Origin of the sequence: Curtobacterium sp. MCLR17_045 (assembly GCF_003234405.1) — a bacterium.
GTDB lineage: Bacteria > Actinomycetota > Actinomycetes > Actinomycetales > Microbacteriaceae > Curtobacterium > Curtobacterium flaccumfaciens.
In genome coordinates this window covers 1-24256 of the sequence record NZ_QKTB01000013.1, presented here as the reverse complement: position 1 = coordinate 24256, position 24256 = coordinate 1, and the positions used below count along the sequence as shown (strand labels likewise).

At 71.2% G+C, this 24256-nt stretch carries 23 protein-coding genes, 1 tRNA gene and 1 pseudogene; 12 read left to right on the top strand and 13 right to left on the bottom strand.

Annotated features, from left to right (window positions below; translation table 11 throughout):
• Nucleotides 1-30: 30 nt before the first annotated feature.
• Nucleotides 31-858 carry an ammonia-dependent NAD(+) synthetase gene (gene nadE, locus DEJ05_RS10085; protein WP_111110366.1) on the bottom strand — a complete coding sequence of 276 codons (828 nt, stop codon included), beginning with the start codon at nt 856-858 and terminating at the stop codon, nt 31-33.
• Between the two features lie 454 nt (nt 859-1312).
• Here nadE and DEJ05_RS10080 point away from each other — a divergent pair, with 454 nt between their 5' ends.
• Both DEJ05_RS10080 and DEJ05_RS10075 read left to right on the top strand, forming a co-directional pair.
• Nucleotides 1313-1750, top strand: a complete 438-nt coding sequence (locus tag DEJ05_RS10080; protein ID WP_111030686.1) for a MarR family winged helix-turn-helix transcriptional regulator — start codon at nt 1313-1315, stop codon at nt 1748-1750.
• Between the two features lie 238 nt (nt 1751-1988).
• On the top strand, nt 1989-3419 hold the full coding sequence (locus tag DEJ05_RS10075; protein ID WP_111110342.1) for an MATE family efflux transporter: 1431 nt from the start codon (nt 1989-1991) through the stop codon (nt 3417-3419).
• Nucleotides 3420-3609: 190 nt separating this feature from the next.
• Here the strand turns inward: DEJ05_RS10075 and DEJ05_RS10070 are convergent, their stop codons facing one another.
• Both DEJ05_RS10070 and DEJ05_RS18100 read right to left on the bottom strand, forming a co-directional pair.
• A complete protein-coding gene (locus DEJ05_RS10070) occupies nt 3610-4209 on the bottom strand; it encodes a copper resistance CopC family protein (protein ID WP_111110341.1) in 600 nt (199 codons plus the stop codon).
• A gap of 41 nt (nt 4210-4250) precedes the next feature.
• The gene (locus DEJ05_RS18100) at nt 4251-4418 is read right to left on the bottom strand and encodes a hypothetical protein (RefSeq protein WP_155896891.1); all 168 of its coding nucleotides are present in this window, start codon (nt 4416-4418) and stop codon (nt 4251-4253) included.
• A gap of 222 nt (nt 4419-4640) precedes the next feature.
• On the opposite strand from DEJ05_RS18100, the gene DEJ05_RS10065 reads away from it, so the two are divergent.
• Nucleotides 4641-5354, top strand: a complete 714-nt coding sequence (locus DEJ05_RS10065) for an alpha/beta hydrolase (RefSeq protein WP_111110340.1) — start codon at nt 4641-4643, stop codon at nt 5352-5354.
• Between the two features lie 91 nt (nt 5355-5445).
• On the opposite strand, the gene argG is transcribed toward DEJ05_RS10065, so the two are convergent.
• Complete coding sequence (gene argG, locus DEJ05_RS10060; protein WP_042540079.1) at nt 5446-6888, bottom strand: argininosuccinate synthase; 1443 nt, start codon at nt 6886-6888, stop codon at nt 5446-5448.
• A gap of 104 nt (nt 6889-6992) precedes the next feature.
• Here argG and DEJ05_RS10055 point away from each other — a divergent pair, with 104 nt between their 5' ends.
• Nucleotides 6993-7445, top strand: coding sequence for an HTH domain-containing protein (locus DEJ05_RS10055; protein ID WP_111110339.1), 453 nt, complete (start codon nt 6993-6995; stop codon nt 7443-7445).
• 95 nt (nt 7446-7540) lie between these two features.
• Here the strand turns inward: DEJ05_RS10055 and DEJ05_RS10050 are convergent.
• Both DEJ05_RS10050 and DEJ05_RS10045 read right to left on the bottom strand, forming a co-directional pair.
• Nucleotides 7541-7612 (bottom strand) — tRNA-Arg (locus DEJ05_RS10050).
• A gap of 13 nt (nt 7613-7625) precedes the next feature.
• The gene (locus tag DEJ05_RS10045; RefSeq protein WP_111110338.1) at nt 7626-8729 is read right to left on the bottom strand and encodes an epoxide hydrolase family protein; all 1104 of its coding nucleotides are present in this window, start codon (nt 8727-8729) and stop codon (nt 7626-7628) included.
• Between the two features lie 216 nt (nt 8730-8945).
• Between DEJ05_RS10045 and DEJ05_RS10040 the strand changes: the two genes are divergently transcribed.
• On the top strand, nt 8946-9638 hold the full coding sequence (locus DEJ05_RS10040; protein ID WP_111110337.1) for an HAD family hydrolase: 693 nt from the start codon (nt 8946-8948) through the stop codon (nt 9636-9638).
• Nucleotides 9639-9728: 90 nt separating this feature from the next.
• Here DEJ05_RS10040 and DEJ05_RS10035 read toward each other — a convergent pair whose 3' ends face one another.
• From DEJ05_RS10035 to DEJ05_RS10020, 4 genes are all read right to left on the bottom strand, one after another.
• Nucleotides 9729-10874 carry a TIGR03364 family FAD-dependent oxidoreductase gene (locus tag DEJ05_RS10035; RefSeq protein WP_111110336.1) on the bottom strand — a complete coding sequence of 382 codons (1146 nt, stop codon included), beginning with the start codon at nt 10872-10874 and terminating at the stop codon, nt 9729-9731.
• Nucleotides 10875-11122: 248 nt separating this feature from the next.
• Nucleotides 11123-11617, bottom strand: coding sequence for an HNH endonuclease (locus DEJ05_RS10030; protein ID WP_027466591.1), 495 nt, complete (start codon nt 11615-11617; stop codon nt 11123-11125).
• Nucleotides 11618-11970: 353 nt separating this feature from the next.
• Nucleotides 11971-12942, bottom strand: coding sequence for a C40 family peptidase (locus tag DEJ05_RS18390; RefSeq protein WP_111047001.1), 972 nt, complete (start codon nt 12940-12942; stop codon nt 11971-11973).
• A gap of 242 nt (nt 12943-13184) precedes the next feature.
• Complete coding sequence (locus DEJ05_RS10020; RefSeq protein WP_071404062.1) at nt 13185-13880, bottom strand: metal-dependent transcriptional regulator; 696 nt, start codon at nt 13878-13880, stop codon at nt 13185-13187.
• 184 nt (nt 13881-14064) lie between these two features.
• Here DEJ05_RS10020 and serC point away from each other — a divergent pair, with 184 nt between their 5' ends.
• Entirely contained in the window at nt 14065-15180 is a 1116-nt protein-coding gene (gene serC / locus DEJ05_RS10015; protein ID WP_111110335.1) for a phosphoserine transaminase, read from the top strand.
• Between the two features lie 82 nt (nt 15181-15262).
• Here the strand turns inward: serC and DEJ05_RS10010 are convergent, their stop codons facing one another.
• A complete protein-coding gene (locus DEJ05_RS10010) occupies nt 15263-16021 on the bottom strand; it encodes a DUF3027 domain-containing protein (RefSeq protein WP_111110334.1) in 759 nt (252 codons plus the stop codon).
• Between the two features lie 4 nt (nt 16022-16025).
• Complete coding sequence (locus DEJ05_RS10005) at nt 16026-16403, bottom strand: cold-shock protein (protein ID WP_111110333.1); 378 nt, start codon at nt 16401-16403, stop codon at nt 16026-16028.
• A gap of 55 nt (nt 16404-16458) precedes the next feature.
• On the opposite strand from DEJ05_RS10005, the gene DEJ05_RS10000 reads away from it, so the two are divergent.
• The 5 genes from DEJ05_RS10000 to DEJ05_RS09980 all read left to right on the top strand — a co-directional run bounded on the left by DEJ05_RS10000 (nt 16459) and on the right by DEJ05_RS09980 (nt 22820).
• Nucleotides 16459-16758, top strand: a complete 300-nt coding sequence (locus tag DEJ05_RS10000; RefSeq protein ID WP_146245077.1) for a hypothetical protein — start codon at nt 16459-16461, stop codon at nt 16756-16758.
• A gap of 28 nt (nt 16759-16786) precedes the next feature.
• A complete protein-coding gene (locus tag DEJ05_RS09995; protein WP_111110331.1) occupies nt 16787-18553 on the top strand; it encodes a helicase-associated domain-containing protein in 1767 nt (588 codons plus the stop codon).
• Nucleotides 18554-18601: 48 nt separating this feature from the next.
• On the top strand, nt 18602-20299 hold the full coding sequence (locus DEJ05_RS09990; RefSeq protein WP_111110330.1) for a DNA repair helicase XPB: 1698 nt from the start codon (nt 18602-18604) through the stop codon (nt 20297-20299).
• 51 nt (nt 20300-20350) lie between these two features.
• A complete protein-coding gene (locus tag DEJ05_RS09985) occupies nt 20351-21046 on the top strand; it encodes a response regulator transcription factor (protein WP_017888045.1) in 696 nt (231 codons plus the stop codon).
• A 79-nt stretch (nt 21047-21125) separates the two neighbouring features.
• Nucleotides 21126-22820: a cell wall metabolism sensor histidine kinase WalK gene (locus DEJ05_RS09980; RefSeq protein WP_111089032.1), complete on the top strand. Its 1695-nt coding sequence runs from the start codon at nt 21126-21128 to the stop codon at nt 22818-22820.
• Nucleotides 22821-23015: 195 nt separating this feature from the next.
• Here the strand turns inward: DEJ05_RS09980 and DEJ05_RS09975 are convergent, their stop codons facing one another.
• The gene (locus tag DEJ05_RS09975) at nt 23016-23912 is read right to left on the bottom strand and encodes a hypothetical protein (protein ID WP_146245076.1); all 897 of its coding nucleotides are present in this window, start codon (nt 23910-23912) and stop codon (nt 23016-23018) included.
• 233 nt (nt 23913-24145) lie between these two features.
• Between DEJ05_RS09975 and DEJ05_RS18435 the strand changes: the two are divergent.
• Nucleotides 24146-24256 (top strand): annotated as a pseudogene (locus DEJ05_RS18435) (aldo/keto reductase); the annotation flags it as partial.

Here is a 24256-nt window from a genome sequence, read left to right as displayed (position 1 = left end):
CGCGCCTCCCGGCCGGGGTTGCGTCAGCGCCTACGCGCCCGCACGCCACCAGTCGTCGAAGGGCGTCGCCGGCACCTGGCGCTTGTGCTCCGTCGCGCGGTAGCGCGACTCGATCGCCTCGGCGACCTCGACCGGCACGTCGTGGCCCTGCAGGTACGCGTCGATCTCGGCGTAGGTGAGTCCGAGGTTCGCCTCGTCGGTCTGTCCGGGCAGCTCGTCGAGCAGGTCGGCGGTGGGCGCCTTCTCGTACAGGCGGGCGGGTGCGCCGAGGTACTCGAGCAGCTGCCGCCCCTGGCTCTTCGAGAGCCCGGTGAGCGGGGTGAGGTCGACGCCGCCGTCGCCGTACTTGGTGAAGAAGCCCGTGACGGCCTCGGCCGCGTGGTCCGTGCCGACCACCAGCAGGCCGCGCTGCCCGGCGATCGCGTACTGGGCGACCATGCGCATGCGCGCCTTGACGTTGCCCTTGACGAAGTCGCTCAGCTCGACGCCCGAGGCCGCGGTGTCCTGCATGACCCCGTCGACCCCGTGCTCGATGTTCACGGTGACGCCCGGGTCGGCCGCGATGAACTGCAGGGCGAGCTGGGCGTCGTCCTCGTCGGCCTGCACGCGGTAGGGCATGCGCACGGTCGTGAACTCGGCGGGGTGCCCCTCGGCGCGGAGCGACTCGACCGCGAGCTGGGTCAGGCGGCCGGCCAGGGTGGAGTCCTGCCCGCCGCTGATGGCGAGGAGGTACCCCTTCGCCCCGGTCGTCAGCAGGTAGTCGCGCAGGAACCCGACACGACGGGCGACCTCCTGCTCCGGGTCGATGGTCGGCTGGACGTTGAGGTCCGCTGCGATGGCGGCTTGGAGTTCACGCACCACCCCAGTATCACGCCGATCCGGCTCCGTGGACCGGCGGGTTCCCGAAGACGTCGATCGGATCGACCGGGAGGTCCCGGGACGGCGGTGACCCGATCACCACCGCCCCGGGGATCCGCGACGACCCGAACGCGTCGCGGACCCGGTGAGGCGGACGCCGGTACCCGCCGGCGCCCGTCCTGGTCAGGCGCGACGAACCCGTCGCGCCGGGATCGCGGTGGGTGGTCCGTGGTGTGGCACGGTGCCTCCTCCCCCGACGGGGTCTCCGCCGCTGATCCGCCCCCGGTGGTGAGCCAGGGGATGTGGGGCCCGTCGAACGGGCCGAGGGCGGCTGGTGAGGCCGCTTCCTGTGGAAGGTATCAGGGTCCAGGCAGGGCTCGACACCCCCGTTGTGGGGTCAGGACCGGGGCTGCCTTCGTTGACAGTTCGATGGCTAACAGTTAGAGTCCTGATCATGCAGGCACCGGACTTCACGACACCGCTCCAGCTCATGCGGTGGATCGGATGGGCACAGCGCAAGGGTGCCGAGGAGTGGGTCCGTGAGCGCGACCTCACCCACGAGCAGTCCTTCGTGCTCGGGTACCTGCAGGAACACCCCGGCGCCATCCAGCGGGACGTCGCCGAGGCCACCCGGACCAGCGCGGCCAGCGTCTCGAGTCTCCTGCAGGGGCTCGAGCGGCGTGGCCTGATCGAACGACGACCGGACGCCACGAACGGGCGGACGAAGACGGTGCACGCCACCCAGGCGGGCATCGACCTCATCGCCGGGTTCACCGACGCGATGGTCGCCCTCGACGACTCCCTGCTCGCACCCCTCGACGAGGACGAACGCGAAACCCTGCGGCGACTGCTGCAGAAGGTGACCGCGGAACTCGCGCCGCCGACCCGCTAGCCGCACCACCGCACCACCGGCGCCACGCGCACCAGCGCACCACCCGCGCCACCGCACCGACCCGCTCACGCACCACGCGCCTCCCGGCCGGATCCGCCGGCGCGCCTTCGCGACCCCGCGATCCCGCGCCTTCCCGACCCGCGACCCTGCGATCCCGCGACCCCACCGGTCGCGCGCTCCCCCCTGCCGTGCCGGCGTCCGTCGGCGCGCCCACCGTCATGCCCGGAAGGGAACCGTCATGTCCTCCACCACCACCACCGCTGCGGCGACGAACCGCTGGTACCTCTCCGCTGCCCCGATCGCCCGAGCCCTGGTGCACCTGTGCGTGCCGATGGCCGCCGCGATGGTCGTCAGCGCCCTGTACAACGTCATCAACGCGGGCTTCATCGGCGCCCAGCACGACACGTCCCTGCTCGCCGCGATCACCTTCGGCACGCCGCTGCTCGGCCTCGTGATGGCCGTGGGCGGGGTGTTCGGCGTCGGCGGCAGCGCGTTGATGTCCCGGCTGCTCGGCGCCTCGGAACACGATCCCGACAAGGCGCGGGACATCAAGCACGTCGCCTCGTTCGCCCTGTGGGGAGCCGTCGTGACCGGCGCCGTGCTCGGCGTCGTCGGACTCCTGCTGCTCCGCCCGCTCGTCGCCGTCCTCGGTGCCGACGCGGCAGCGGTCCCCGCCACGAGCGAGTACGTCGCCGTGATGCTCGCGTTCGTCCCCGTCCTCGCCGCGTCCTTCGCGCTCGAGCAGATCGTCCGCTCGGAGGGCGCCGCGAGGCAGGCGATGATCGGCCTGGTCCTGTCCACGGTCGGCAACCTGGTGTTCGACGTCCTGTTCATCCTGGGGCTGCACTGGGGTGTCGGCGGCGCCGCACTCGCGGTGGGCCTGGCCAACGTGGTCTCGATCGCCTACTGGGTGACCTGGCTGCAGCGGAACAGCGAGAACGTCAGCTTCGCGCCGAAGTGGTTCACCCTGCGGGCGGACATCCTGAAGCCCGTGTTCGGCATCGGCGTCGGCGAGCTGCTGCAGTCGGCGTTCCTCATCATCACGACACTCGTCCTCAACAACCTCGCCGCCGCCTACGGTGACGACCCGCTGGCAGCGATGGGCGTCGCGGTCCGCATCGCCCAGGTGCCGGAGTTCCTGGTGATGGGCGTGACCATCGGCGTGCTGCCGCTGCTCGCCTACGCGTTCGGAGCGGGTGACGCAGCTCGACTCCGTTCCGGCCTGCGCGCTGCGGCCCTGACCGTCGGCGGCATCGTGCTCGTCTTCTCCGGCACCGTGTTCGTGTTCCGCGAGCAGGTCTTCACGATCTTCTCCGGCGACCACTCGGTGCTCGCGATCGGCATGACGATCCTGACGGCACAGCTCGTCGCCGCCGTCGTCAACGGGTTCACGGGACTGCTCACCTCGCTGTTCCAGGCGACCGGGATGGTCATGCCCGCGATGGTGCTGTCGATGGCGCAGGGCGTGCTGTTCATCCCGATCGTGATCGCCGGCAACGTGTGGTTCGGGCTCGCCGGGATCATCTGGGCACTCACCGTCACCGAGGGCATCGTGTTCGTCGCCGCGATCGTCCTCTGGCTGGCGACGCGGGGCCGCATCGCCCGAGGCCTGGCCGAGGGCAGCGCGGCACGCGCCGACGCCGCGCTGGAGGCCGCCCCCGTGGCGTGAGGCGCGTCGCCCCCGGCGTCACGCGCCACGTGCGGACGGGAGGCCCGGTGCCGGTCCGGCGCCGGGCCTCCCGTCCGTCGCGTGGTCGCGTTCCGTGCGCCGCGTGCGCTTGGTGAGCAGGAACGGTCGGGTGCGCGCGTGCGACCCGACCGCTTCTGCTCACGAAGCGCGCGTCGCGGCGCCGCGCGCGCTACGCGCTGCGGCCGCGCCGCAGCAGCAGCACGACGACCGCGCCGGCCACCAGGACGGCCCCGGCGCCGAGGCCGATCCACACGCCCGGCGCGATGCCCGGCGACGAGGACGGAGCACCGTCCGAGGCTCCGGTGGCCGTCGCGGTGGCACTCGACGTCGGAGCGGTGCTCGCCGTCGGGGTCGGGGTGACGCTCGCGCTCGGGGTCGACACGGGCGCTGCGGCCCGGTACTCGAACGCGAGCGTGCCCTCGATCGGGTGGCCGTCCGGCGACACGTACCGCCAGAGCACCGTGTAGCTGCCCTGGTCGAGGTCGACCGCGCGGCGCATGGTCGTTCCGGAGACCGTCACGTCACCCGTGGCGACGTCGGTGCCGGAGGCGTCCGTCACCTGGATCCGGAGTCCGGCGTCGAGGCCGGCGAGCGGCGCCTCGGAGAAGGTCAGGTCGACGGACTCGAGCGGTTCGGTGACGACCGCCCCGTCCGCCGGGGTACTGCTGGTCAGGGCCGAGTGGGCCGACGCGGGCTGGACGCCGACGAGCGTCAGCAGTCCCGCCGCGACGATCGCCAGTGCCGCCGCCGTGGTTCGAGCTGTGCGCATGCGCAGACTCTACCGACGGTCGAGCGGCAGCCCGCTGGGGGTCAGAGCTGCTCGCCGAGGAAGTCCGCGTAGGTGGGCTCGTAGCGCGCTTCGCTGACGCTGACGAGCTGGTGGCCGGTTCCTTCGAGGCGTTCGGCGACGAGGGCGGCGAGGTCTTCGGGCGAGCGGAGGCCGTGGCGGTGCCAGGCGTTCTGGATGGTGGCGGTCATGGCGACCAGCCCTTCGTCGAGATGATGCGCATCTCGGATCCGTCCGGGTCGACCCGCTGTGCCAGACCTCACAGATCGTGAGGAGCATCGTGACGACGAGTCCCTGATGACTGACCCGGTACCGCAACGATACGGTCGCGCCGGAGCGCCGTCGAGGCGGATGCGTTTCGCGGCTGACGGACGCGACGGGCCGGCGAGGCGGGTGCGCTGTAGCGTCGGCCCATGGAGATCCTCTTCGTCCACGGCGCGCTCGTCCGCGACGGTGACTGGTGGTGGCAACCCACCGCCGACCTGTTGTTCGACCGCACCGGTGTCCGCAGTCGATCGGTGGCACTGCCGTCCTGCGGCGAGGGCCCGTCCGGCCGCCCCGAAGGTGGTCTCGTCGAGGACGCGGCAGCGCTCCGGGCCGCGCTCGACCGCAGCGACGGCGCGATCGTCGTCGGGCACTCGTACGGCGGCACGGTCGTCGCCGAGGCCGGCCAGCACGATGCCGTCGAGCACCTGGTGTACGCGTCGTCCTACCTGCCCGACGTCGGATCGGCCCAGGCCGGGATCATGTCGGACGAGCCCGATCCGGTGGCGATCGGTGATGCCGGGGACGGAGCCCTGGCAGTGGTCGGGTACGACGCCTCGTCGTTCGGCGCGCGGTTCCTGCAGGACGCCGACCCGGAGGTGCAGCGAGCTGCGTGGGACCGCGTCACCGCCCAGTCCGCTGCCGCGTTCGTCACGCCGACCACCGCGGCGGGCTGGCAGGGAGTCGACTCCACCTACCTGGTCTGCACCGAGGACCGGAGCACCACCGTCGGCCTCCAGCGAGCGCACGCGGCACGTGCGACGCGGAGCGTCGATGTCCCCAGCGGGCACCATCCCTTCATCACCCGGCCCGACCTGGTCGTCGAGCAGCTCGAGCTGCTGCTCGCGAGCAGCGCGGCTTGAGACGTCGCGACGACGGACGGGAGGCCCGGTGCCAGCTGGCACCGGGCCTCCCGTCATCAGGGGGTCGCGCCCAGGGCGCGGGTCCGCTCGATCAGTCGGTGCCGGAGTCGAAGGCAGCGCCCTCGGAGGCGAGGTCCGTGCGACGACCCATCGCGTCCTCGGCGTCGGAGGCGACGATCGCGCCGCCGAGGATCTCCTCGGCCTCGCCCGCCTCGAGCTCGCCGACGAGCTCGGCCGTCGCGCCACCGATGAGGCCGGCGGCGGCGTACTGCTCGAGCCGCGAACGGGAGTCCGCGATGTCGAGGTTGCGCATGGTGAGCTGGCCGATGCGGTCGTCCGGGCCGAAGGCGGCGTCGCCGACGCGCTCCATCGACAGCTTGTCCGGGTGGTACGACAGCGCGGGGCCCGTGGTGTCGAGGATCGTGTAGTCGTCGCCGCGACGCAGGCGCAGCGTGACCTCGCCGGTGACGGCGGAGGCGACCCAGCGCTGCAGCGACTCGCGGAGCATGAGGGACTGCGGGTCGAGCCAGCGGCCCTCGTACATCAGGCGACCGAGACGGCGACCCTCGTTGTGGTACGAGGCGACCGTGTCCTCGTTGTGGATCGCGTTGAGCAGGCGCTCGTAGGCGATGTGCAGCAGCGCCATGCCCGGAGCCTCGTAGATGCCACGGCTCTTCGCTTCGATGATGCGGTTCTCGATCTGGTCGGACGCACCCAGGCCGTGGCGGCCACCGATGGCGTTCGCCTCGTAGACCAGGGCGACCGCGTCGGTGTACTCGACGCCGTTGATCGCGACCGGGCGACCGGCCTCGAACCGGACGCTGACGATCTCGGTCGCGACCTCGACGTCGTCACGCCACGCGGCGACACCCATGATCGGCTCGACGATGTCCAGGCCGCTCGACAGCTCTTCGAGGCTCTTCGCCTCGTGCGTCGCGCCCCAGATGTTCGCGTCGGTCGAGTACGCCTTCTCGGTGGAGTCGCGGTACGGGAACCCGCGGGCGACGAGCCACTCGCTCATCTCCTTGCGGCCACCGAGCTCCTCGACGAACTCGGAGTCGAGCCACGGCTTGTAGACGCGCAGACGCGGGTTGGCCATCAGGCCGTAGCGGTAGAACCGCTCGATGTCGTTGCCCTTGTAGGTGGAGCCGTCGCCCCAGATGTCGACGCCGTCTTCCTTCATCGCGCGGACGAGCATCGTGCCCGTCACCGCGCGGCCGAGCGGCGTCGTGTTGAAGTACGTCTTGCCGCCGGAGCGGATGTGGAACGCACCGGTCTGCAGGGCGACCAGGCCTTCTTCGACCAGGGCGCTCTTCGCGTCGACCAGTCGGGCGATCTCCGCGCCGTACTCGTGGGCGCGGCTCGGAACGGCGTCGATGTCCGGCTCGTCGTACTGGCCGATGTCGGCCGTGTACGTGCAGGGGATCGCTCCCTTCTCGCGCATCCAGGCAACGGCGCAGGAGGTGTCGAGACCCCCTGAGAACGCGATGCCGACTCGTTCGCCGACGGGGAGACTGCTCAGGACCTTGGACACGGGGTCAATCGTACGGGGCCAGCGGGCTCGACTACCGTCCGGGGCGACGGTTGTGGAGAACTGACCTGCCACCTGACCCGCCGTCACACCAGGAAGGGAACGAGATGACTGCCGAAGCCCTCGACGTCCGGGCGGAACTCCGCGCGCTGATCGAGCACCGTTCCGTCGTGCTCGACGCGATCGCCCAGATGACCGGGATCTCGGAGCCCACGCTCTCCGCGTACCTGGACGGCCCAGGGATCGAGCACCAGGGTCTGACCGCCCTCGGGACCGGGCTGACTCCCGACGAATCGCAGCGGCTCGCCGTCCTCGCAGCGATGCTGGCCGCAGCTCCGAGCGTGCCCGACGACGACCGCGTCCGGGGAATCCTCGAGGGTCTCACGCAGGTCTCCGGGCTGACGGTCGCGAACATCGCGTCGCTCACCGGGATCGCGGCGGCTGACCTCGACGCGTTCTCGATCGATCCGACCGGGGTGAGCGATGCCGTGAAGTACACGATCGCGACCCGGACCTCGTTCCTCGTGAACGCCGTCAACCTCGCGACACCGAGGCACTGAGCGGCACCAACGCGTGGCAGGGACTCGAACCACTTCGATGTACTGGTGCCCCTGGTCGGCACTGCAGGGACTCGAACCCCTCCGACCTGCTGGTGTGCCCCTGGAGGGACTCGAACCCCCAACCGTTTCCTTAGGACGGAACTGCTCTTCCATTGAGCTACAGAGGCTGGCCCGACCACTCTAGCGGCGGAAGGGCCCCAAGAACGCGTGCAGTTCGTCGACGAACAGGTCGGGCTGCTCGAACGGCGCGAAGTGCCCGCCGCGGTCGAGTTCGTGGTGGAACACGAGGTTCGTGGTGCGCTCGAGCCACTCGCGCGGCGCCCGCACGATGTCGCCGGGGAAGATCGAGAACCCGGACGGCACCTCGACCCGTCGTTCCAGCCGCTCCGCCGGGATCGCCGCGTTCGCGTGGTACATCCGCATCGCCGAGCCGATCGTGGCGGTGGCCCAGTACTCGGTGAGGAGCGCCAGGACCTCGTCACGCGTGTAGACCGACCACAGGTCCCCGTCGCAGTCGCTCCACGCCCGGAGCTTCTCGACGATCCAGGCCGCGAGACCCGCGGGTGAGTCGTTCAGCCCGACGGCCGCGGTCTGCGGCTTCGTCCGGTGCAGCATCGCGTAGGCGCCCTCGGCGGTGCGCCACCGATCGGTCGCGGCGACGAACTCCTGCTCGGCGGCGGACAGCGTCGACGAGTCGAGCCCCGGCCAGGCGAGCCCGCCGTCGATGCGGTGCACGGCGACGACCCGGTCGGGGTGGTCGAGCGCCAGGTAGCGGGCGACGTGCGTGCCGATGTCGCCACCGGACACCGCGAACCGCTCGTACCCCAGGTCCGTCATCAGCGTCGCCCACATGCCGGCCACCTGCAGGGCGTCGAGCACCTGGGGCGGCGCATCCGAGAATCCGTACCCGGGCATGTCCGGCACGACGACGTCGTACCCGGCGGCGACGAGCATCGGCAGCACCTTGCGGTACCGCCACCCGGAGTCCGGCCAGCCGTGCGCGAGCAGGACCGGCAGAGCGTCGGGCTGCGGCGCGCGGGCGTGCAGGACGTGGATGCCGATGCCGTCCACGTCGACACGGCGCGAGGGCAGCGCGGCGAGCTCGGCGCGGTGCGCGTCGAAGTCGAACCCGTCGGCCCAGTACTCGACGAGCGGGCGCAGGACGTCGAGGTCCACGCCGAGCGACCAGCCGACCCCGGCGGGTGCGTCCGGCCAGCGCGTGGCGCGCAGCCGCGCGCGCAGGTCGTCGATGGTCGCGTCGTCGATGTGCGGTGTCTCGCCCATGCGGCCGACGCTACTCAGCGCCACCGACGCAGATCGGCGAGCGCGGACCGGAGCCGCTCCCACCGGCGGACCGACTGCATGTCCGCACAGGCCGTGACGAGCCTCCCGGCGGCGTTCACCTGGCGGACACCCGCGCATCCTCTGCCCGCAACGGGGTGCGTCGACGCTGGTCGGACCGCGCCGGTCCCGGCGTGACGGCACGTACCCAGGAGTCCCATGATCTCGCTCGTCTGCCTCGACATGGCAGGAACCACCGTCGACGATGGCGGCGTCGTCCTCGACGCCTTCCGCACCGCGCTCACCGACGTCGGCCTCGAGCACGGCAGCACCGAGCACGACCGCGCCGTGCAGTACGCCGTCGACACCATGGGCCAGTCGAAGATCGCCGTGTTCACGGCGCTGTTCGACGGTGACAGTGTCCGCGCCGAGGCGGCGAACACCGCCTTCGAGCGCGCCTACGCAATGACCCTCGACCGCGGCGTGCGGCCGGTGGACGGCGCCGTCGAGACGCTCGTCGCCCTCCGCGCAGCGGGGCGACGGATCGCGCTGACCACCGGTTTCTCGCCGGCGACGCGCGACGCGGTGCTCGACCTGCTCGGCTGGCGGCCGCTGGTCGACCTCGCTCTCTCGCCCGCCGACGCCGGACGCGGGCGCCCGTACCCAGACATGGTGCTCACCGCCGTGCTCCGGACCGGCACGGACGACGTCCGTGACGTGGCAGTCGTCGGGGACACCGTCGCCGACCTGCTCACGGGACACCGCGCCGGCGCCTCCGTCGTGGCGGGCGTGCGGACCGGCACGCATCAGGACGCCGACTTCGCGACCGTCCAGCACACCCACGTCCTCGACTCGGTCGCCGAGCTGCCGTCGGTGCTCGCCGAGGTCGACGCCGCCGCCGCCAGGGCGTGACGACCGCGTGACGACCTCACCGGTGCCGGAGGCCGCCGGGGTCGCACCGTTCGCCGGCGTGGTGGCATGCTCCGCGACTGACGGTCTCCCTCAGCCGAGGACCGTCGGCGCGATGCCGAGGCCGGTCGTCATGCCGATGCCCGTGGTGACCGTCACGACGTCGACCCCGGGGACCGGTCGGTCGATGAGGAACTCCCGCCCCGGCGCCGAAGCGTAGACGCCCTGCCACCGGTCGACGACGGAGACCGGCGCACCGAACAGCCGCTCGGCCTCGGTGACGAGCAGCCGGAAGCCGTCCTCGTCCTGGAACGGCGGCGCGTCGACCCCGCGCTCGTGGGTGTCCCCGACGATGACGCTGCCGTCCGGCGGCGACGTGTACATCTGGTTGAGGTCCCAGCGGATCCCCTCGGGCAGGTCGGCGGCGAGCCGGTCCCGCAGGGCAGCCGCTCCGGGCATCGCGGCGAACCCCGAGTAGCGCAGCAGCGACCACCCGGTCAGCAGCGGTGCGGTGAGCGGGAAGGCGAGGGGGATCGTCGCGCGCAGCATGTGGAGCCTGCAGCGGACCAGGCCGATCGACTCGGCGAGCTCCGGGAAGAGCTGGTCGAGGTCGTGGTTGGTGCAGACGACGATCCGGGTCCCCTGCACGACGCCGCGACCGGTGCGGACGGCGCCGGTGGTGACCTCGAGCGCGGGGGTGCGCCAGTGGAAGGTGACCCCCTGCCCGGCGAGCCAGCGCGCGATCGCGGGTGCCGCCTCCCGGGGGTCGACCTGCAGGTCGTGCGCGAGGTGCGCGCCGCCGAGGGCCGAGCCGGGGTCGACCGGAACCGCCGCTGCGATCTCGGCCGCGTCGGCCAGCCGCAGGTCCGCGCCGGAGTCGCGGTACTCCTCGAGCACCGCCAGCTCCTCGGGACGACGGGCGACGACGTGGGCACCGCGTTCGCGGGCCGTGAACCCGGCGAGCTGCGCGAGTACGAGCCAGCGGCGGCGTGCTTCCTGGGCGTACCCGGCCGCCTCGCCGGTCTGCGGGGTGACGCAGGCGTGGCCGAAGTTCCGGACGCTCGCCCCCACGACCGCGCCCGCACGATCGACCACCGCGACCCGGGCGCCCTGCAGGAGCGCCTCGTAGGCCATGCCGAGCCCGACGATGCCCGCGCCGACCACGACGACGTCGTACCGTTCGGTCAGCGGCTGGTGGTCCGTCTCAGTGTCGAGTGCGGTGTGTGCGGAGCGGGGCATGAAGACCTTTCGGGCGGCGCGGAGTGCCGGTCCGGTGCGGATGCCGCAACTGTCGCAGGTCAGCGGTGGGGCGGGGTTCCGTCCCGGTGCACGTGGCGTGGACGGCGCGTGAACTCGGCGGGCACCTGTCCGGACAGGCGAGGACGCCCGCGGCGGTGCCGGGAGTCGCGGTGCGACCGTCGGACTGGAGGCCCGTGGCGGCGTCGCCACGGGCCTCCAGTCCGTCTGGTGGTGCGGACCGACGGCCGCTACGCGGCCACGAGGTACTCGTCCCACTCCGCCTGCGGACGCTCGATGCCGCGCACGACCCACGAGGACCCGTGCGGCACCTTCGGCGGGAACCGGAGGCGCCACCCCATCTCCTGCGGGGTGCGGTCGCCCTTGGTGTTGTTGCAGGCCAGGCAGCAGGCGACGAGGTTCTCCCACGAGTCCTGCCCACCGCGCGACCGCGGCTGCACGTGGTCGATCGTGGTGGCGTGCCGGCCGCAGTAGGCACAGTGGTTGCCGTCCCGACGCAGCACACCGCGACGGGACACCGGCACGAGCCTGGAGTGCGGGATGCGCACGTAGCGGGTGAGGATGATGACGGACGGACGGTCGTAGCTCGACGTCGACCCGGTCACCGGGTGTTCGACGTCGGCGGCGACGATGGCGGCCTTCTGGTTCATGACCAGCACGAGGGCTCGTCGGAACGAGATCACCGCGAGGGGCTCGTAACCGGCGTTGAGGACGAGAGTGCGCATGGGTTCCCTTCCGACGTGCCTGGACGGCTTCCAGGCGCTGCGGGTGCGTCGGACCGACGACGCGAACGGGTGAGGACGACCTGTTCACACCCCTGGAACCACGAAGAGCACCACCCGGATGGGCAGTGCTCTCGTCATGCAGGGGCGTGCTCGTGCACGCAGGCTGTGCTCGACCATATGTCGACGCGCGCGCGCCGACCCATGGTGCGGGTCGTGCGGAACATCGACATGAGGGTCTCCTGTTCGCGCCGGTGCGGACCGGTGCAGCGTCAGGTTAACCCAGAAACCGGCCCGGCACGAGGGTGTGCGGGCCGGTTCTGGAGAAGTTCACACTCCCCCGGGGGCAGCGTTCGCTAGATGCCGAAGCGGACGATGTGGTAGTCGCTGGTCCAGATCGGACGGATCTGTACGGTGCCACCGGGCTTCGGGGCGTCCATGATCATGCCGTTCCCCATGTAGAAGCCGTCGTGCGCCTCGTTGTTGAAGATGACGACGTCACCGGGCTGCGCCTCGGACTCGGGGATCGTCGTGCCGGCCTGGTCCTGCAGCGGCACGGAGTGCGCGAGGTTGATGCCGTACTGGGCGTACACGAACATGATGAAGCCCGAGCAGTCGAAGCCCGACGGGTCCGCGCCACCGAAGACGTACGGGGTGCCGATGTACTGCTTGCCCGTGGCGACCACGGCCGGCAGCGAGAACGGGGTGTCGGCGGCGGACGAGCTGGCCGCGTACTCGGCGGCGGTGGGCCCGGTGTACGAGGAGTACTGCTTCGCGGTCGCGGCGCGGGCGGTCTGGGTCTGCTCGGCCTGCGCGGCGGCTTCCTTCGCTGCGGCGGCCTGGTCCGCGGCAGCCTGCTTCGCGGCCTTCTCGGCGTCGAGCGTCGCGGTGGACGTCGCGCCGAAGCCGTCACGGCTCGTGTCGGCCAGCGCCACGGCGTCGGAGACCGACAGCTCCTGGCTCTGCGTGGCACGGACCTGACGCTGGGCGTCGGCGGCGGCGGTCGAGTTGCTCGAGGTCGTCGCTGCGAAGGCCGGGGCGACCGCGACCGTGCCGAACATGCCGGCGGCCACGGTGAGGACGACCGGCGCGAGGAACTTGCGCTTGCGCGACGAGGAGCTGGCCTTCGCGGTGCTCGCGGCTGCCGCGGCCTGCGCGGCACGACGACCACCGGGCAGCGGCGCGGAGCGCACCGGCACGACCTTGCGGACCGGGCGGCCCTCGGTCTCGCGCACGGCCCGCCGGGTGAGCGGGGCGGTGGTGGCGTTCTCGGTGTTCGTCGGGTTCGCGGGCGTCTGGTCGTCCGCGGCGGTACCGGTCTGCGTCAAGAGGTGTGTCTCCAACGTCTCGTCATCACGCCGCCGTGGGTGTCCGGCGGTGTGCAACCCCATCCGTTCGTCATCGTTTCCGATCGAGGCAGGAGACGGGTTCGAGACGTCCTGCCACGGGTCTCCGGCTCAGGGGCAGCGCGGCGACTCGGACGAGTGTACGGAAGCGTCGTTACCGAGTCGAGACCAAACGCCCCGCAGGTAACGAAACGGTAAAGACTCTCAGGAACGACCAGGAACGGTCAGCCGCGTTCGATGTAGACGTGCTGCGCGACCTCGATCGGCAACTCGATGCCCGAGTCCTCACCCTCGACGCGGACCGCGACGTAGGCGCCAGCACGCTGCACGCTCGCCACGCGCCCGGGCATGACGCCGGCGGTGCGGAGCTGGTGCAGGAGTTCCGGTTCGAACTGCACGGGCTCGCCCAGGCGTCGGACGACCCCGGTCGTGACGGCGTCGGTGCCCTCGGTCGCGGCGACGATGTTCTGGACGCCGTCGAGGAACCCGGCGGCCGCGGGGCCACCGATCTCGGCCAGCCCCGGGATCGGGTTGCCGTACGGCGATTCCGTCGGGTTGCCGAGCATCTCGAGCAGGCGGACCTCGACCTGCTCGCTCATGACGTGCTCCCACCGGCAGGCCTCGTCGTGCACGAACGCCCAGTCGAGTCCGATGACGTCGGCCAGCAGGCGTTCGGCCAGACGGTGCTTGCGCATCACGTGGGTGGCACGGGAACGACCCTCGTCGGTGAGCTCCAGGTGGCGGTCACCGGAGACGACGACCAGGCCGTCGCGCTCCATGCGGGCGATGGTCTGCGAGACCGTCGGGCCCGAGTGTCCGAGGCGCTCGGAGATGCGCGCGCGCAGCGGCACGATCGCCTCTTCCTCGAGGTCGAGGATGGTGCGAAGGTACATCTCCGTGGTGTCGACGAGATCGGTCACGGTCCGCCTCTCATGTCTGGGCCCAGCGCCGACCACACTACTTGTTCGCACCGACGAACACCGACCGGCGCCCGGGTGCACGTGAGAAAGGGTCATCCGACGCGGTGGACAGGTGGGTCGAACCCTCCCCGTCCGGCCGGTACACGGGCTCGGGCAGGCGGATCGGCGTCGGTAGGATCGGTGCATGGCAGACATCGTCATCCCGGCCGAACTCCTCCCCACCGACGGTCGCTTCGGCTGCGGTCCGTCGAAGATCCGCGGCGCCCAGCTCGAGTCCCTCGTGACGCGCGGCGCCACGATCCTCGGCACCTCGCACCGCCAGAAGCCCGTGAAGGACCTGGTCGGCAGCGTCCGCTCCGGCCTCGCAGACCTGTTCCAGATCCCCGAGGGCTACGAGGTCGTCCTCGGCAACGGCGGCTCGACCGCGTTCTGGGACGCCGCTGCCTTCGGCCTCATCGAGCGCCGTGCCGAGAACCTGTCCTTCGGCGAGTTCGGGTCGAAGTTCGCCAAGGCCGCAGCGGCCCCGTGGCTCGAGGCGCCGCACGTCGTCGAGGCGCCGGGTGGCTCCCTCGCCGCACTCGAGCCGGTGGAGGGCGTGGACGTCTACGCCTACCCGCACAACGAGACCTCGACGGGCGTCATGGCCCCGGTCGTCCGCGCGACCGGTGACGCCGGCGCCCTCACCGTCGTCGACGCGACGAGCGCCGCCGGTGGTGCCCTGTTCGACGTCAGCGCCACCGACGTCTACTACTTCGCCCCGCAGAAGAACTTCGCCTCGGACGGCGGCCTGTGGCTCGCGCTGCTCTCCCCCGCCGCGATCGAGCGGATCGAGCGGATCGCCGCCTCCGACCGGTACATCCCGGAGTTCCTGTCGCTCAAGAACGCCGTCGACAACTCGCGCCTGAACCAGACCCTGAACACCCCGGCGATCTCCACGCTGCTGCTCCTCGACGAGCAGGTCCGGTGGATGAACGAGTCCGGCGGCCTGGCGTGGGCGGACCTCCGCACGAAGAACTCGTCGTCGACGATCTACGACTGGGCCGAGGCCAGCGACTCCGCGACCCCGTTCGTCTCCGACCCCGCCGCTCGGTCGCAGGTCGTCGCCACGATCGACCTCGACGACTCGATCGACGCCAAGGCCGTGGCCGCGACCCTGCGCGCGAACGGCATCGTCGACACCGAGCCGTACCGGAAGCTCGGCCGCAACCAGCTGCGCGTCGCGACGTTCACCGCGATCGACCCGGACGACGTCGCGAAGCTCGTGCGCGCGATCGACTTCACGATCGACGCCCTGCGCTGACTTCGGGGACACCCGCCGGAACGAGGACGGGCCCGGCACCACCGGATCGGTGGTGCCGGGCCCGTTCTTCGGTCCGGGTGGGTCAGGCGCGGTGGAAGCCCGGGTCGGCCTCGCCGGCGTCGAGCTGGTCGACCTCGAGATCGGCGTCGGGCTCGAACGGCTGCACGCGGCGGGCACGGCGGCGACGGGGCGGCTGCGGGGCCTCGTCCTCGGTGTCGGTGTCGGTGTCGCTCACATCGGCGAGCGCATCGACGTCCACGCCCTCGATGTCGTCGTCGTCCGACTCGTCGAGGTCGTCCTCGTCGGCGTCGAACTCGTCGTCATCGTCGTCGTCCGACTCGTCGTCGTCCTCGTCGTCATCCGAGTCGTCGTAGTCGTCGTCCTCGTCCGAGTCCTCGTCGTCGTCCTCATCCGACTCGTCGTCGTAGTCCTCGTCGTCCGAGTCCTCGTCCGCCGCGTCCTCGCCCTCGTGCTCCTGCGCGGCCCGGTACTCGGCCAGTCGCTCGGACCACGGCACCCACTCGGGCGCGACGAGCGAGCCGTCCCCGGGCATCAGCTCGACCTCGAGCACGGTGGGTTCGTCGTCGCCGATCTTCGCAACGCTGACGGTCCAGCGCCACCCGGGGTACCCGGGCAGGCGGTTGGCGAACAGGACGGACACGACGCCGTCCCCTTCGTCCACGGTGCCGACGGGTGCGCCGACGGTCGACTCCGGGGTGACCTCGAGCAACGCCTCGCGCGCCAGGTCGGTGTAGTTGATGGACGCTGCGTCGACGGATGCTGCGTCGATGGACGCTGCGTCGGGAGCCGTCTCGGCCCCTGCTGTCTCGGACTCGGTCATGGGGTCACGCCTCCAACTGGTCTGCGACGTGCCGCAGGATGGCGGCGATGCGATCGCCGTTCTTCGGGTAGCGGCCGTGGCGGAGGTCTCCGCTGATCCGGTCGAGTTCCTTCACCAGGTCCTCGACGATCACGGCCATGTCGTCCGCGGAGCGACGGGTCATCCGCGACAGCGACGGCTGGGGCTCGAGCACCCGCACGGACAACGCCTGCGACCCCTTCTTGCCCTGGACGACGCCGTACTCGAGCCGCGTGCCGGCCTTGACGGTCACGACGCCGTCGGGCAACGAGGACGCGTGCAGGAACACCTGGTCGCCGTCGTCTCCGGTGATGAAGCCGAAGCCCTTGTCGTCGTCGTAGAACTTGACCTTGCCGGTGGGCATGCGTGGACTCCTCGAGGTCGTGGTACGGCCGTGGTGCGTCGGATATCCTGGGTCGATGGCCAAGCCGACCCGATCAACCGGGAACCCGCAGGACTCCGCAGAACCCCCGGTGCTGTTCAATCGTACCGAACGCGCTCTGGCGTTCATGATCGGTGGGATCATCATCCTCGGCCTGCTCTGCTTCGTCGCGATGATCATCATGTGGCTCACCGCTCCCAGCGCCCAGGGTGCGATGCCGTGGCCGGTGGTCATGGCGATCCCGCTCTACGGCTTCCCGATCGCCATGGTGCTGGTCTTCACGCTCCTCGGCATCACCTGGACACGTCGCGCACGAGCGAACCGGACGGCTCGCTGACGTCCGCCCCGGACGCTGGCACCGGACGATGACGACCACCGCCGACCTCGCCGCCCGACTCCGGGCGATGCCGGACGATGCGCTCGAGCGCCTCGTCGCGGCGAGGCGACTCCCCACCGCTGCACTCGCCGAGACCGGCCCGCAGCGCATCACCGACTTCTTCGACCTCGCCGAGGCGCTCCGCAGCGACGACGCCGTGGACGCCGCCGTCGAGCACCTGCCGCGCGCCACGATCCTGGCGCTTCGCGACGGCGGCGCCGTCGACGCGCTCGGCCCCGCGATCGAGCTCGGCCTCGCCGACGAGGACGGCGCGGTCGACGACGCGGTCGCCGCTCGCGTGGCCGCCCACCCCGACCTCACCTCGCTCGACGAGCAGCCTGGAGGCCCGGAGCAGGTCCGCCCCGCTGCTCCCGCCCTCCACGCCGCGGCACTCGAGCGTGCGCGCACCACGGGTGCGGAGCAGGCGTTCGCGACGATGACCGTGCTCGCCGAGCTGCTGCGGGCGGTCGACGCCGGCGCGGTCCGCGAACTCGTCAAGGGCGGGATCGGCATGCCGCTCGCCCGCACCCTCGCCGAGCGCATCGGCACCGACGCCGAGCTCGTCGCCGGTCGCCTGGCGCTGCTCGACGCCATCGGGTTCGCCGACCCCGACACCGGGCGGTGGATCGTCACCGACCCCGGGCACGCGTGGTTGCTCGCGAGCTGGCCGGAGCGCTGGGTGTCGCTGGTGGCCGCGTGGTCGGACACGCTCCCGCCCGCCGTGCACCAGGTGCTCGAGCTGGCCGACGGGGACCTGCGCGACCTCGTGCCGCTCGGGCGCTGGGCGTACCCGGCGGGGTCCCGCTGGCTCGACGCCCTGCTGCTCGACGTCGCCGGCACCGCGGCGTCGCTCGGCCTGGCGGTCGACGGCATCGTGACGAGCACCGGCCGGGCGCTCCTCGACGGCGACGCCGAGCAGGCCGCCGACGACCTGCCGGGCACCGTCGAGCGGGTCTACCTGCAGCACGACCTCACCGTCATTGCACCGGGGCCGCTCGCGCCGGTGGACGACGACGCCCTGCGCACCGTCGCCGTGCTCGAGGCACCGGGCCTCGCGGCGCGCTACCGCGTCTCCGAGGACACCCTGCGCGCGGCGTTCCGGGCCGGACACTCCCGCGACGACCTGCTGTCCCTGCTCGGACGGCTGTCGGCCACCGGGATCCCGCAGCCCCTCGCCTACCTGATCGACCAGGTGGCCGGACGCGACGGCAGCATCGTCGTCGACCGGGGGCCGGGCGGCGTCGGGACCGAGGTCCGCGGCACCGCCGACCAGCTCGACCTCGTCGGGGTGGACGCCGAGCTCCGGCAGCTCGCGTGGGAGCGGCCCGACCTGACGACGCTGACCACGCGCTACCCGCCGCACGTCGTGCACACCGCACTCGAGGACCAGCGCTACCCGGCCGTCCTGACGACCGCAGCCCGCCCCGAGGCGCACCACGGGCCTCCCGGCCGGCGCAGCCCCACCGGACGCTCGCCGGAGCAGTCGGCGCACGCACTCGTCGAACGGCTCCGCCTGACGACGCAGCGCGGCGACGCGGAGCCGGAGCAGGAGTGGCTCGGTCGGCAGATCGACCTGGCCGTGCGCGGACGCACGCCGATCCGTGTGACCGTCCGGATGCCGGACGGCTCGGAGCGGCCGTTCTCGATCGTGCCGACCTCGGTCGCGGCCGGACGCGTCCGCGGGCGGGACACGGCCGTCGACGTCGAACGCACCCTGCCGCTCTCGCTCGTCGTGTCGGTCGAGAGCGACGCCTAAGCCGCGCGGTCACCCGCACGCAGGTGCCGACGGCTAGGCTGGCAGGTCATGAACGGACCGCTGATCGTGCAGAGCGACCGCACCGTGCTCCTCGAGGTCGCGCACCCCGATGCCGAGGACGCACGCCACGAGCTCGCGGCCTTCGCCGAGCTCGAACGCGCTCCCGAGCACGTGCACACCTACCGGATCACCCGCCTCGGACTCTGGAACGCGCGCGCCGCGGGCCACGACGCCGAGGCGATGATCGACACCCTGGAACGCTTCGCGAAGTTCCCCGTGCCGCAGAGCGTCACGGTCGACATCCGCGACACGGTCTCGCGCTACGGCCGGCTCGTGATCCGTCGCGAGGAACGGCCCGACGCCCCCGTGATCGCGAACTCCCCCACCGAGGAACTCGAGCGCCTGCCGCTCCTGTTCCTCACCGCCGAGGACCCGTCGGTGCTGGCCGAGGTCATCCGGTCGAAGCGCATCAAGCCGTTGCTCGGTGACATGCGGTCCTCGACCGAGGTCGAGCTGCAGCCGTGGGCGCGGGGGCAGATCAAGCAGGAGCTCGTGAAGCTCGGCTGGCCGGCGGAGGACCTGGCGGGCTACACCCCGGGCCAGCCGCACCCGATCGACCTGGACACCGCCGAGTGGCACATGCGGCCGTACCAGGAGCAGGCCGTCGACACGTTCTTCGCCCAGGGCTCCGGCGTCGTCGTGCTGCCCTGTGGTGCGGGCAAGACGCTCGTCGGCGCGGGCGCCATGGCGACCGTCAAGGCGACCACGCTCATCCTCGTGACGAACACCGTCTCGGCCAGACAGTGGCGCACCGAGCTCCTCAAGCGCACGACCCTGACGCCGGAGGACATCGGCGAGTACTCGGGCAGCGTCAAGGAGATCCGGCCGGTCACGATCGCGACCTACCAGATCCTCACCGCCCGCCGGAAGGGCGAGTACACGCACCTGTCGCTCCTCGACGCCCTCGACTGGGGGCTCATCGTCTACGACGAGGTGCACCTGCTGCCCGCGCCGGTGTTCAAGCTGACCGCCGACCTGCAGGCCCGCCGCCGCCTGGGTCTCACCGCGACGCTCGTGCGCGAGGACGGCCGCGAGGGCGACGTCTTCTCGCTCATCGGGCCGAAGCGGTACGACGCCCCGTGGAAGGAGATCGAGGCGCAGGGCTACATCTCGCCGGCCTCCTGCTACGAGGTCCGCATCGACCTGCCGCACCAGGACCGCCTGGAGTACGCGGCGTCGAGCGACGACGAGCGCTACCGGCTCGCCGCGACGTCCCCGGCCAAGACGCCGGTGGTGCGGGAACTCATCGAGAAGCACCGCGGTGAGCAGATCCTGGTGATCGGGCAGTACATCGACCAGCTCGACGAACTGGCTGCGTCGCTCGACGCCGCGGAGATCACGGGGGCGACCCCGGTCGACGAACGGGAGCGGCTGTACGACGCGTTCCGGTCCGGCGAGGTCGACGTGCTCGTCGTCTCGAAGGTCGCGAACTTCTCGATCGACCTGCCCGATGCGACCGTCGCCATCCAGGTCTCCGGCTCGTTCGGGTCCCGGCAGGAAGAAGCGCAGCGGCTCGGCCGGCTCCTCCGCCCGAACAAGGACGGCCTGCCCGCGTCGTTCTACACGCTCGTGGCCCGGGACACCGTCGACCAGGACTTCGCGCAGAACCGGCAGCGGTTCCTGGCGGAGCAGGGGTACTCGTACACGATCCTGGATGCCGACCAGGTCCAGACGCCCGTGGGCTGACGTACGAACCGCTCTCAGGAAACCCCGAGGGAACAGTCAGAAGATAAGACCATGAGCGATGGCCCCAAGATCCTGATCGTCGACGACGAGCCGAACATCCGCGACCTCCTGACGACCTCGTTGCGCTTCGCCGGCTTCGCCGTGCGTGCGGTGGGCAACGGAGCACAGGCGATCTCCGCCGTGCTGGAAGAAGAGCCGGACCTCATCATCCTCGACGTGATGCTGCCCGACATGAACGGCTTCGGTGTCACCAAGCGCCTGCGTTCCTCGGGCTACACCTCGCCGATCCTGTTCCTGACGGCGAAGGACGACACCGAGGACAAGATCACCGGCCTCACCGTCGGCGGCGACGACTACGTCACCAAGCCGTTCTCGCTCGACGAGATCGTCGCCCGCATCAAGGCCATCCTCCGTCGCACCATGAACGACGAGGAAGACGCGATCATCCGCGCCGGCGAGCTCACGATGGACCAGGACACGCACGAGGTCACGATCGGCGACGCCCAGATCGAGCTCTCGCCCACCGAGTTCAAGCTGCTCCGCTACCTGATGCTCAACCCGAACCGCGTGCTGTCGAAGGCGCAGATCCTCGACCACGTGTGGGAGTACGACTTCAACGGTGACGCGGGCATCGTCGAGAGCTACATCTCGTACCTGCGCCGCAAGCTCGACCAGTACTCCGCCGAGCCGATCATCCAGACCAAGCGCGGCTTCGGCTACATGCTGAAGGCGTCCAAGGCTTCGTAGGAGCAGGAGTCCCACGGGGCTCGACTTCACGGCGGTCGTCCGGTTTCACCGGGCGGCCGCTGTCTATCGTTGGGGCAGCATGCACACGCGAATGAACCACTGGTGGGACGGGATCTCCCTGCGCACCAAGATCACCGGGATCACGGTGCTGCTCGTCGCGCTCGGATTGCTCGTCGCCGGACTCGGCACGATGACCGTGCTGTCCACCTACCTCATGCAGCAGCTCGACAACACGGTCAAGCAGACGACCGAGCAGCTCGAGGGCCAGAACATCAGCGACGGCGAGCAGTACTGCAAGCTGTCCGTCGTGGTCTCGCAGAGCGCCTACGTCGCCGCGTACGACGCCGACGGTGACCGGATCTGCCAGACGAAGGCATCGAGCCGGCCCGACGTCCGCGAAGCCACCCTGGTCGAGGCATCGCAGGCGAACCAGCGCATCTCGCTCTACGACAGCCAGCACAACCACGAGTGGCGTGCGCAGATCATCCCGGCGTCGCTGCAGAACCAGTCCGACGGCACCACCGAGACCGGCTACGTGCTCATCGCGGTCTCCAGCGCCGGCACCGACGAGACGATCGGCAAGTTCACCGCGATCTTCCTCGGGTTCGGTGCCTCGGTCATCCTGCTCGGCGCCATGCTCACCCGGCTGCTCGTCACCGCGACCTTCGACCCGCTGCGCGACGTCGAGGACACTGCCGCACGGTTCGCCGCGGGTGACTTCAACCAGCGCCTCGAGGCCGACACCCCGAACACCGAGGTCGGCCGACTCAACCGCTCCCTCAACGTCATGCTCGAGCGGATCGACTCCGCGTTCGAGGACCGTGAGCGCACCATCGCCCAGATGCGCCGGTTCGTCGGGGACGCCTCGCACGAGCTCCGCACGCCGCTGGTGTCCCTGCGCGGGTACGCCGAGCTGTACCGGATGGGCGCCCTGCGCAAGGAAGAGGACGTCGCCCAGGCGATGGAGCGCATCGAGAAGGAAGCGCAGCGGATGGGCCTGCTCGTGCAGGACCTGCTGCAGCTCGCCCGCATCGACGAGTCGAAGCCGCTCGAGCTCGGCCCGGTCGACCTCGTCGCCATCGCCCGTGACTCGGCGCTCGACACGATGGCCTCCAACCCCGACCGCGAGATCCAGGTCCTCGTCGAGGACTCCCTGACCGGCGAGAGCGTGCCCCAGGCCGTCCGCCCGTCGGCGTCGTCGTCCATCGGCTCTCCGGACTCCGGTGAAGCACCGCCCGTGTCGCCCACCTCGGCGAACACCACCGGGCCGATCGCGTTCTCGCGCCAGACCATCGCGCGCCTGCGGGCCCGTCGGACCCGCGCCATGAACATCGACGCCGGTGCCGCACCGACCGACGAGACCACCCCGCTGCCCACGGTCGTGCTGCCGAAGCGCCCGCCGATCGTCCTGGCGGAGGAGAACAAGATCCGCCAGATCGTCACGAACCTGATGGGCAACGCCATGCGGTTCACGGCGAACGACGACCCGATCGAGATCGGCATCGGCGTGGACGACGAGCGCGGCATGGCACACCTCGACGTGATCGACCACGGTGAGGGCATCCCGCCGCAGCTGCGCGAGAAGATCTTCCAGCGCTTCTGGCGTGCGGACACCTCCCGCGCCCGGGACACCGGCGGCTCGGGCCTCGGGCTCGCCATCGTGTCCGGCATCGTCGCGGCGCACCACGGCTCCGTCGAGGTCTTCGACACCGAGGGCGGCGGCGCCACCTTCCGCGTCTGGCTCCCCCTGCTCCCCCGCGACTTCGCCGCCTGACCCGCGCGCGCCGTGCGGCCCGGGCGCTCGCGTCCCGCGGGCCGTGCGGTCACAACACCCCGTCCGACGCCGCCGAGCGGTCACGATCTGTCGTCTGCACGCCCGCTGACCGACAGTTCGTGACCGGCCGGCGCACAGCCGACGGCATGTCGTGACCGCCCGGCGAAGAGCTCTTCCGCGTGGTGATCACGGCCGTCACGCTGACCGCCGACGACTTCCGACCGCTCGGACCTCGAACGCCTGGCGGAGTCGCTCGAACAACACCGCGGGTCGGTGCGCGTCCGATGCGGTCGCGTGGATCACGAGCCAGTCGTTCACCACGAACCCGTTGTCCCGACGCTGATCGTGTCGGAAGGTGTCGCGCTCCCGGTGGTGATCGCCGTCGTACTCCAACGCGATGCCGAACTCCGGCCACGCCATGTCGACGCGGCCGAGGAACCGCCCCGCAGCATCGTGCACGTCGACGTTCAGCTCCGGCTCGGGGAACCCCGCATCGACCACGGCCAGACGGAGCCAGGTCTCCTGCGGCGACTCCGCCCCGGCCCGGACGAGGTCCAACGCGCGCCGAGCAGCGAGCGCGAAGCGTGTGCCGGGGCGGATCGACACACGGAGGTCGTCCGCCGTCGCCAGCCCGGCTGGTCCGACGAGGTGGTCCCCGATCGCGACCAGCGCGTCACGTGCGAGCACGCCGGCGCACTCGAACCACATCTGCGCGGGGACACTGACCGGGAACCCGCGGTGTTCGACGGTCCTCGGCCGGTCCAGCCGGTGCGCGACCACGCCGGGCCGACGCATCCGGCTCCCGTCCCTCGCGGTCGAGACGTGCAACGGGCCGACCGAGCGCACCGACTGCGGCAGTGGCGCACCCCAGATCGCGGCGGCGGTCGTGTGGCTGAAGAACTGGTCGGGACGCATGACCAGGGCGACGGCGTCGATGAAGTCCACCGAGTCGATCGGAGCACGCACACCGTGGACCGGGGCTGCCAGGTCGGCGCGTCTGAGTCGTTCCGGATCGATGCCGTGCCCCACCGCATCGGCCACGCGGAAGGTGGATCGGTCGAACGGAGCAGGGAGGCGACGGGCAGCTGGCATGCCGTCATGGTCGTTGCGGGGCACGTGAGCCGGCCACGCGCACTCGGGACCTGTGGAGAACGAGGTGAGCCGGGCCTCCTGTGCGGGAGAGAAGACCCAGGACACGCGCAAGCCGCACGCACGAGCCGGCCACGACTCCCCGCTCCTGCGCCGCCGGACGGTCACGAAGTGTCGACTGGAACGGGCACAACCGACGGTTCGTGACCGCTCGGCGAACCTGAGCGGGGTGTTGTGACCTCCCGACCCCCATCGACGAGACCCTGCGGTTCCTCGACGACGCCGTGTCCGCCGGCAAGATCGGCTCCTACGGGTTCTCGAACTACCTCGGCTACCAGGTCACCAAG

Bases quoted from the DNA above. Each gene is read 5' to 3' on its own strand.
- DEJ05_RS10080 (WP_111030686.1), top strand. From the start codon at position 1,313: ATGCAGGCACCGGACTTCACGACACCGCTCCAGCTCATGCGGTGGATC.
- DEJ05_RS10075 (WP_111110342.1), top strand. From the start codon at position 1,989: ATGTCCTCCACCACCACCACCGCTGCGGCGACGAACCGCTGGTACCTC.
- DEJ05_RS10070 (WP_111110341.1), bottom strand. From the start codon at position 4,209: ATGCGCACAGCTCGAACCACGGCGGCGGCACTGGCGATCGTCGCGGCG.
- DEJ05_RS18100 (WP_155896891.1), bottom strand. From the start codon at position 4,418: ATGACCGCCACCATCCAGAACGCCTGGCACCGCCACGGCCTCCGCTCG.
- DEJ05_RS10065 (WP_111110340.1), top strand. From the start codon at position 4,641: ATGGAGATCCTCTTCGTCCACGGCGCGCTCGTCCGCGACGGTGACTGG.
- DEJ05_RS10055 (WP_111110339.1), top strand. From the start codon at position 6,993: ATGACTGCCGAAGCCCTCGACGTCCGGGCGGAACTCCGCGCGCTGATC.
- DEJ05_RS10045 (WP_111110338.1), bottom strand. From the start codon at position 8,729: ATGGGCGAGACACCGCACATCGACGACGCGACCATCGACGACCTGCGC.
- DEJ05_RS10040 (WP_111110337.1), top strand. From the start codon at position 8,946: ATGATCTCGCTCGTCTGCCTCGACATGGCAGGAACCACCGTCGACGAT.
- DEJ05_RS10035 (WP_111110336.1), bottom strand. From the start codon at position 10,874: ATGCCCCGCTCCGCACACACCGCACTCGACACTGAGACGGACCACCAG.
- DEJ05_RS10030 (WP_027466591.1), bottom strand. From the start codon at position 11,617: ATGCGCACTCTCGTCCTCAACGCCGGTTACGAGCCCCTCGCGGTGATC.
- serC (WP_111110335.1), top strand. From the start codon at position 14,065: ATGGCAGACATCGTCATCCCGGCCGAACTCCTCCCCACCGACGGTCGC.
- DEJ05_RS10010 (WP_111110334.1), bottom strand. From the start codon at position 16,021: ATGACCGAGTCCGAGACAGCAGGGGCCGAGACGGCTCCCGACGCAGCG.
- DEJ05_RS10005 (WP_111110333.1), bottom strand. From the start codon at position 16,403: ATGCCCACCGGCAAGGTCAAGTTCTACGACGACGACAAGGGCTTCGGC.
- DEJ05_RS10000 (WP_146245077.1), top strand. From the start codon at position 16,459: ATGGCCAAGCCGACCCGATCAACCGGGAACCCGCAGGACTCCGCAGAA.
- DEJ05_RS09995 (WP_111110331.1), top strand. From the start codon at position 16,787: ATGACGACCACCGCCGACCTCGCCGCCCGACTCCGGGCGATGCCGGAC.
- DEJ05_RS09990 (WP_111110330.1), top strand. From the start codon at position 18,602: ATGAACGGACCGCTGATCGTGCAGAGCGACCGCACCGTGCTCCTCGAG.
- DEJ05_RS09985 (WP_017888045.1), top strand. From the start codon at position 20,351: ATGAGCGATGGCCCCAAGATCCTGATCGTCGACGACGAGCCGAACATC.
- DEJ05_RS09980 (WP_111089032.1), top strand. From the start codon at position 21,126: ATGCACACGCGAATGAACCACTGGTGGGACGGGATCTCCCTGCGCACC.
- DEJ05_RS09975 (WP_146245076.1), bottom strand. From the start codon at position 23,912: ATGCCAGCTGCCCGTCGCCTCCCTGCTCCGTTCGACCGATCCACCTTC.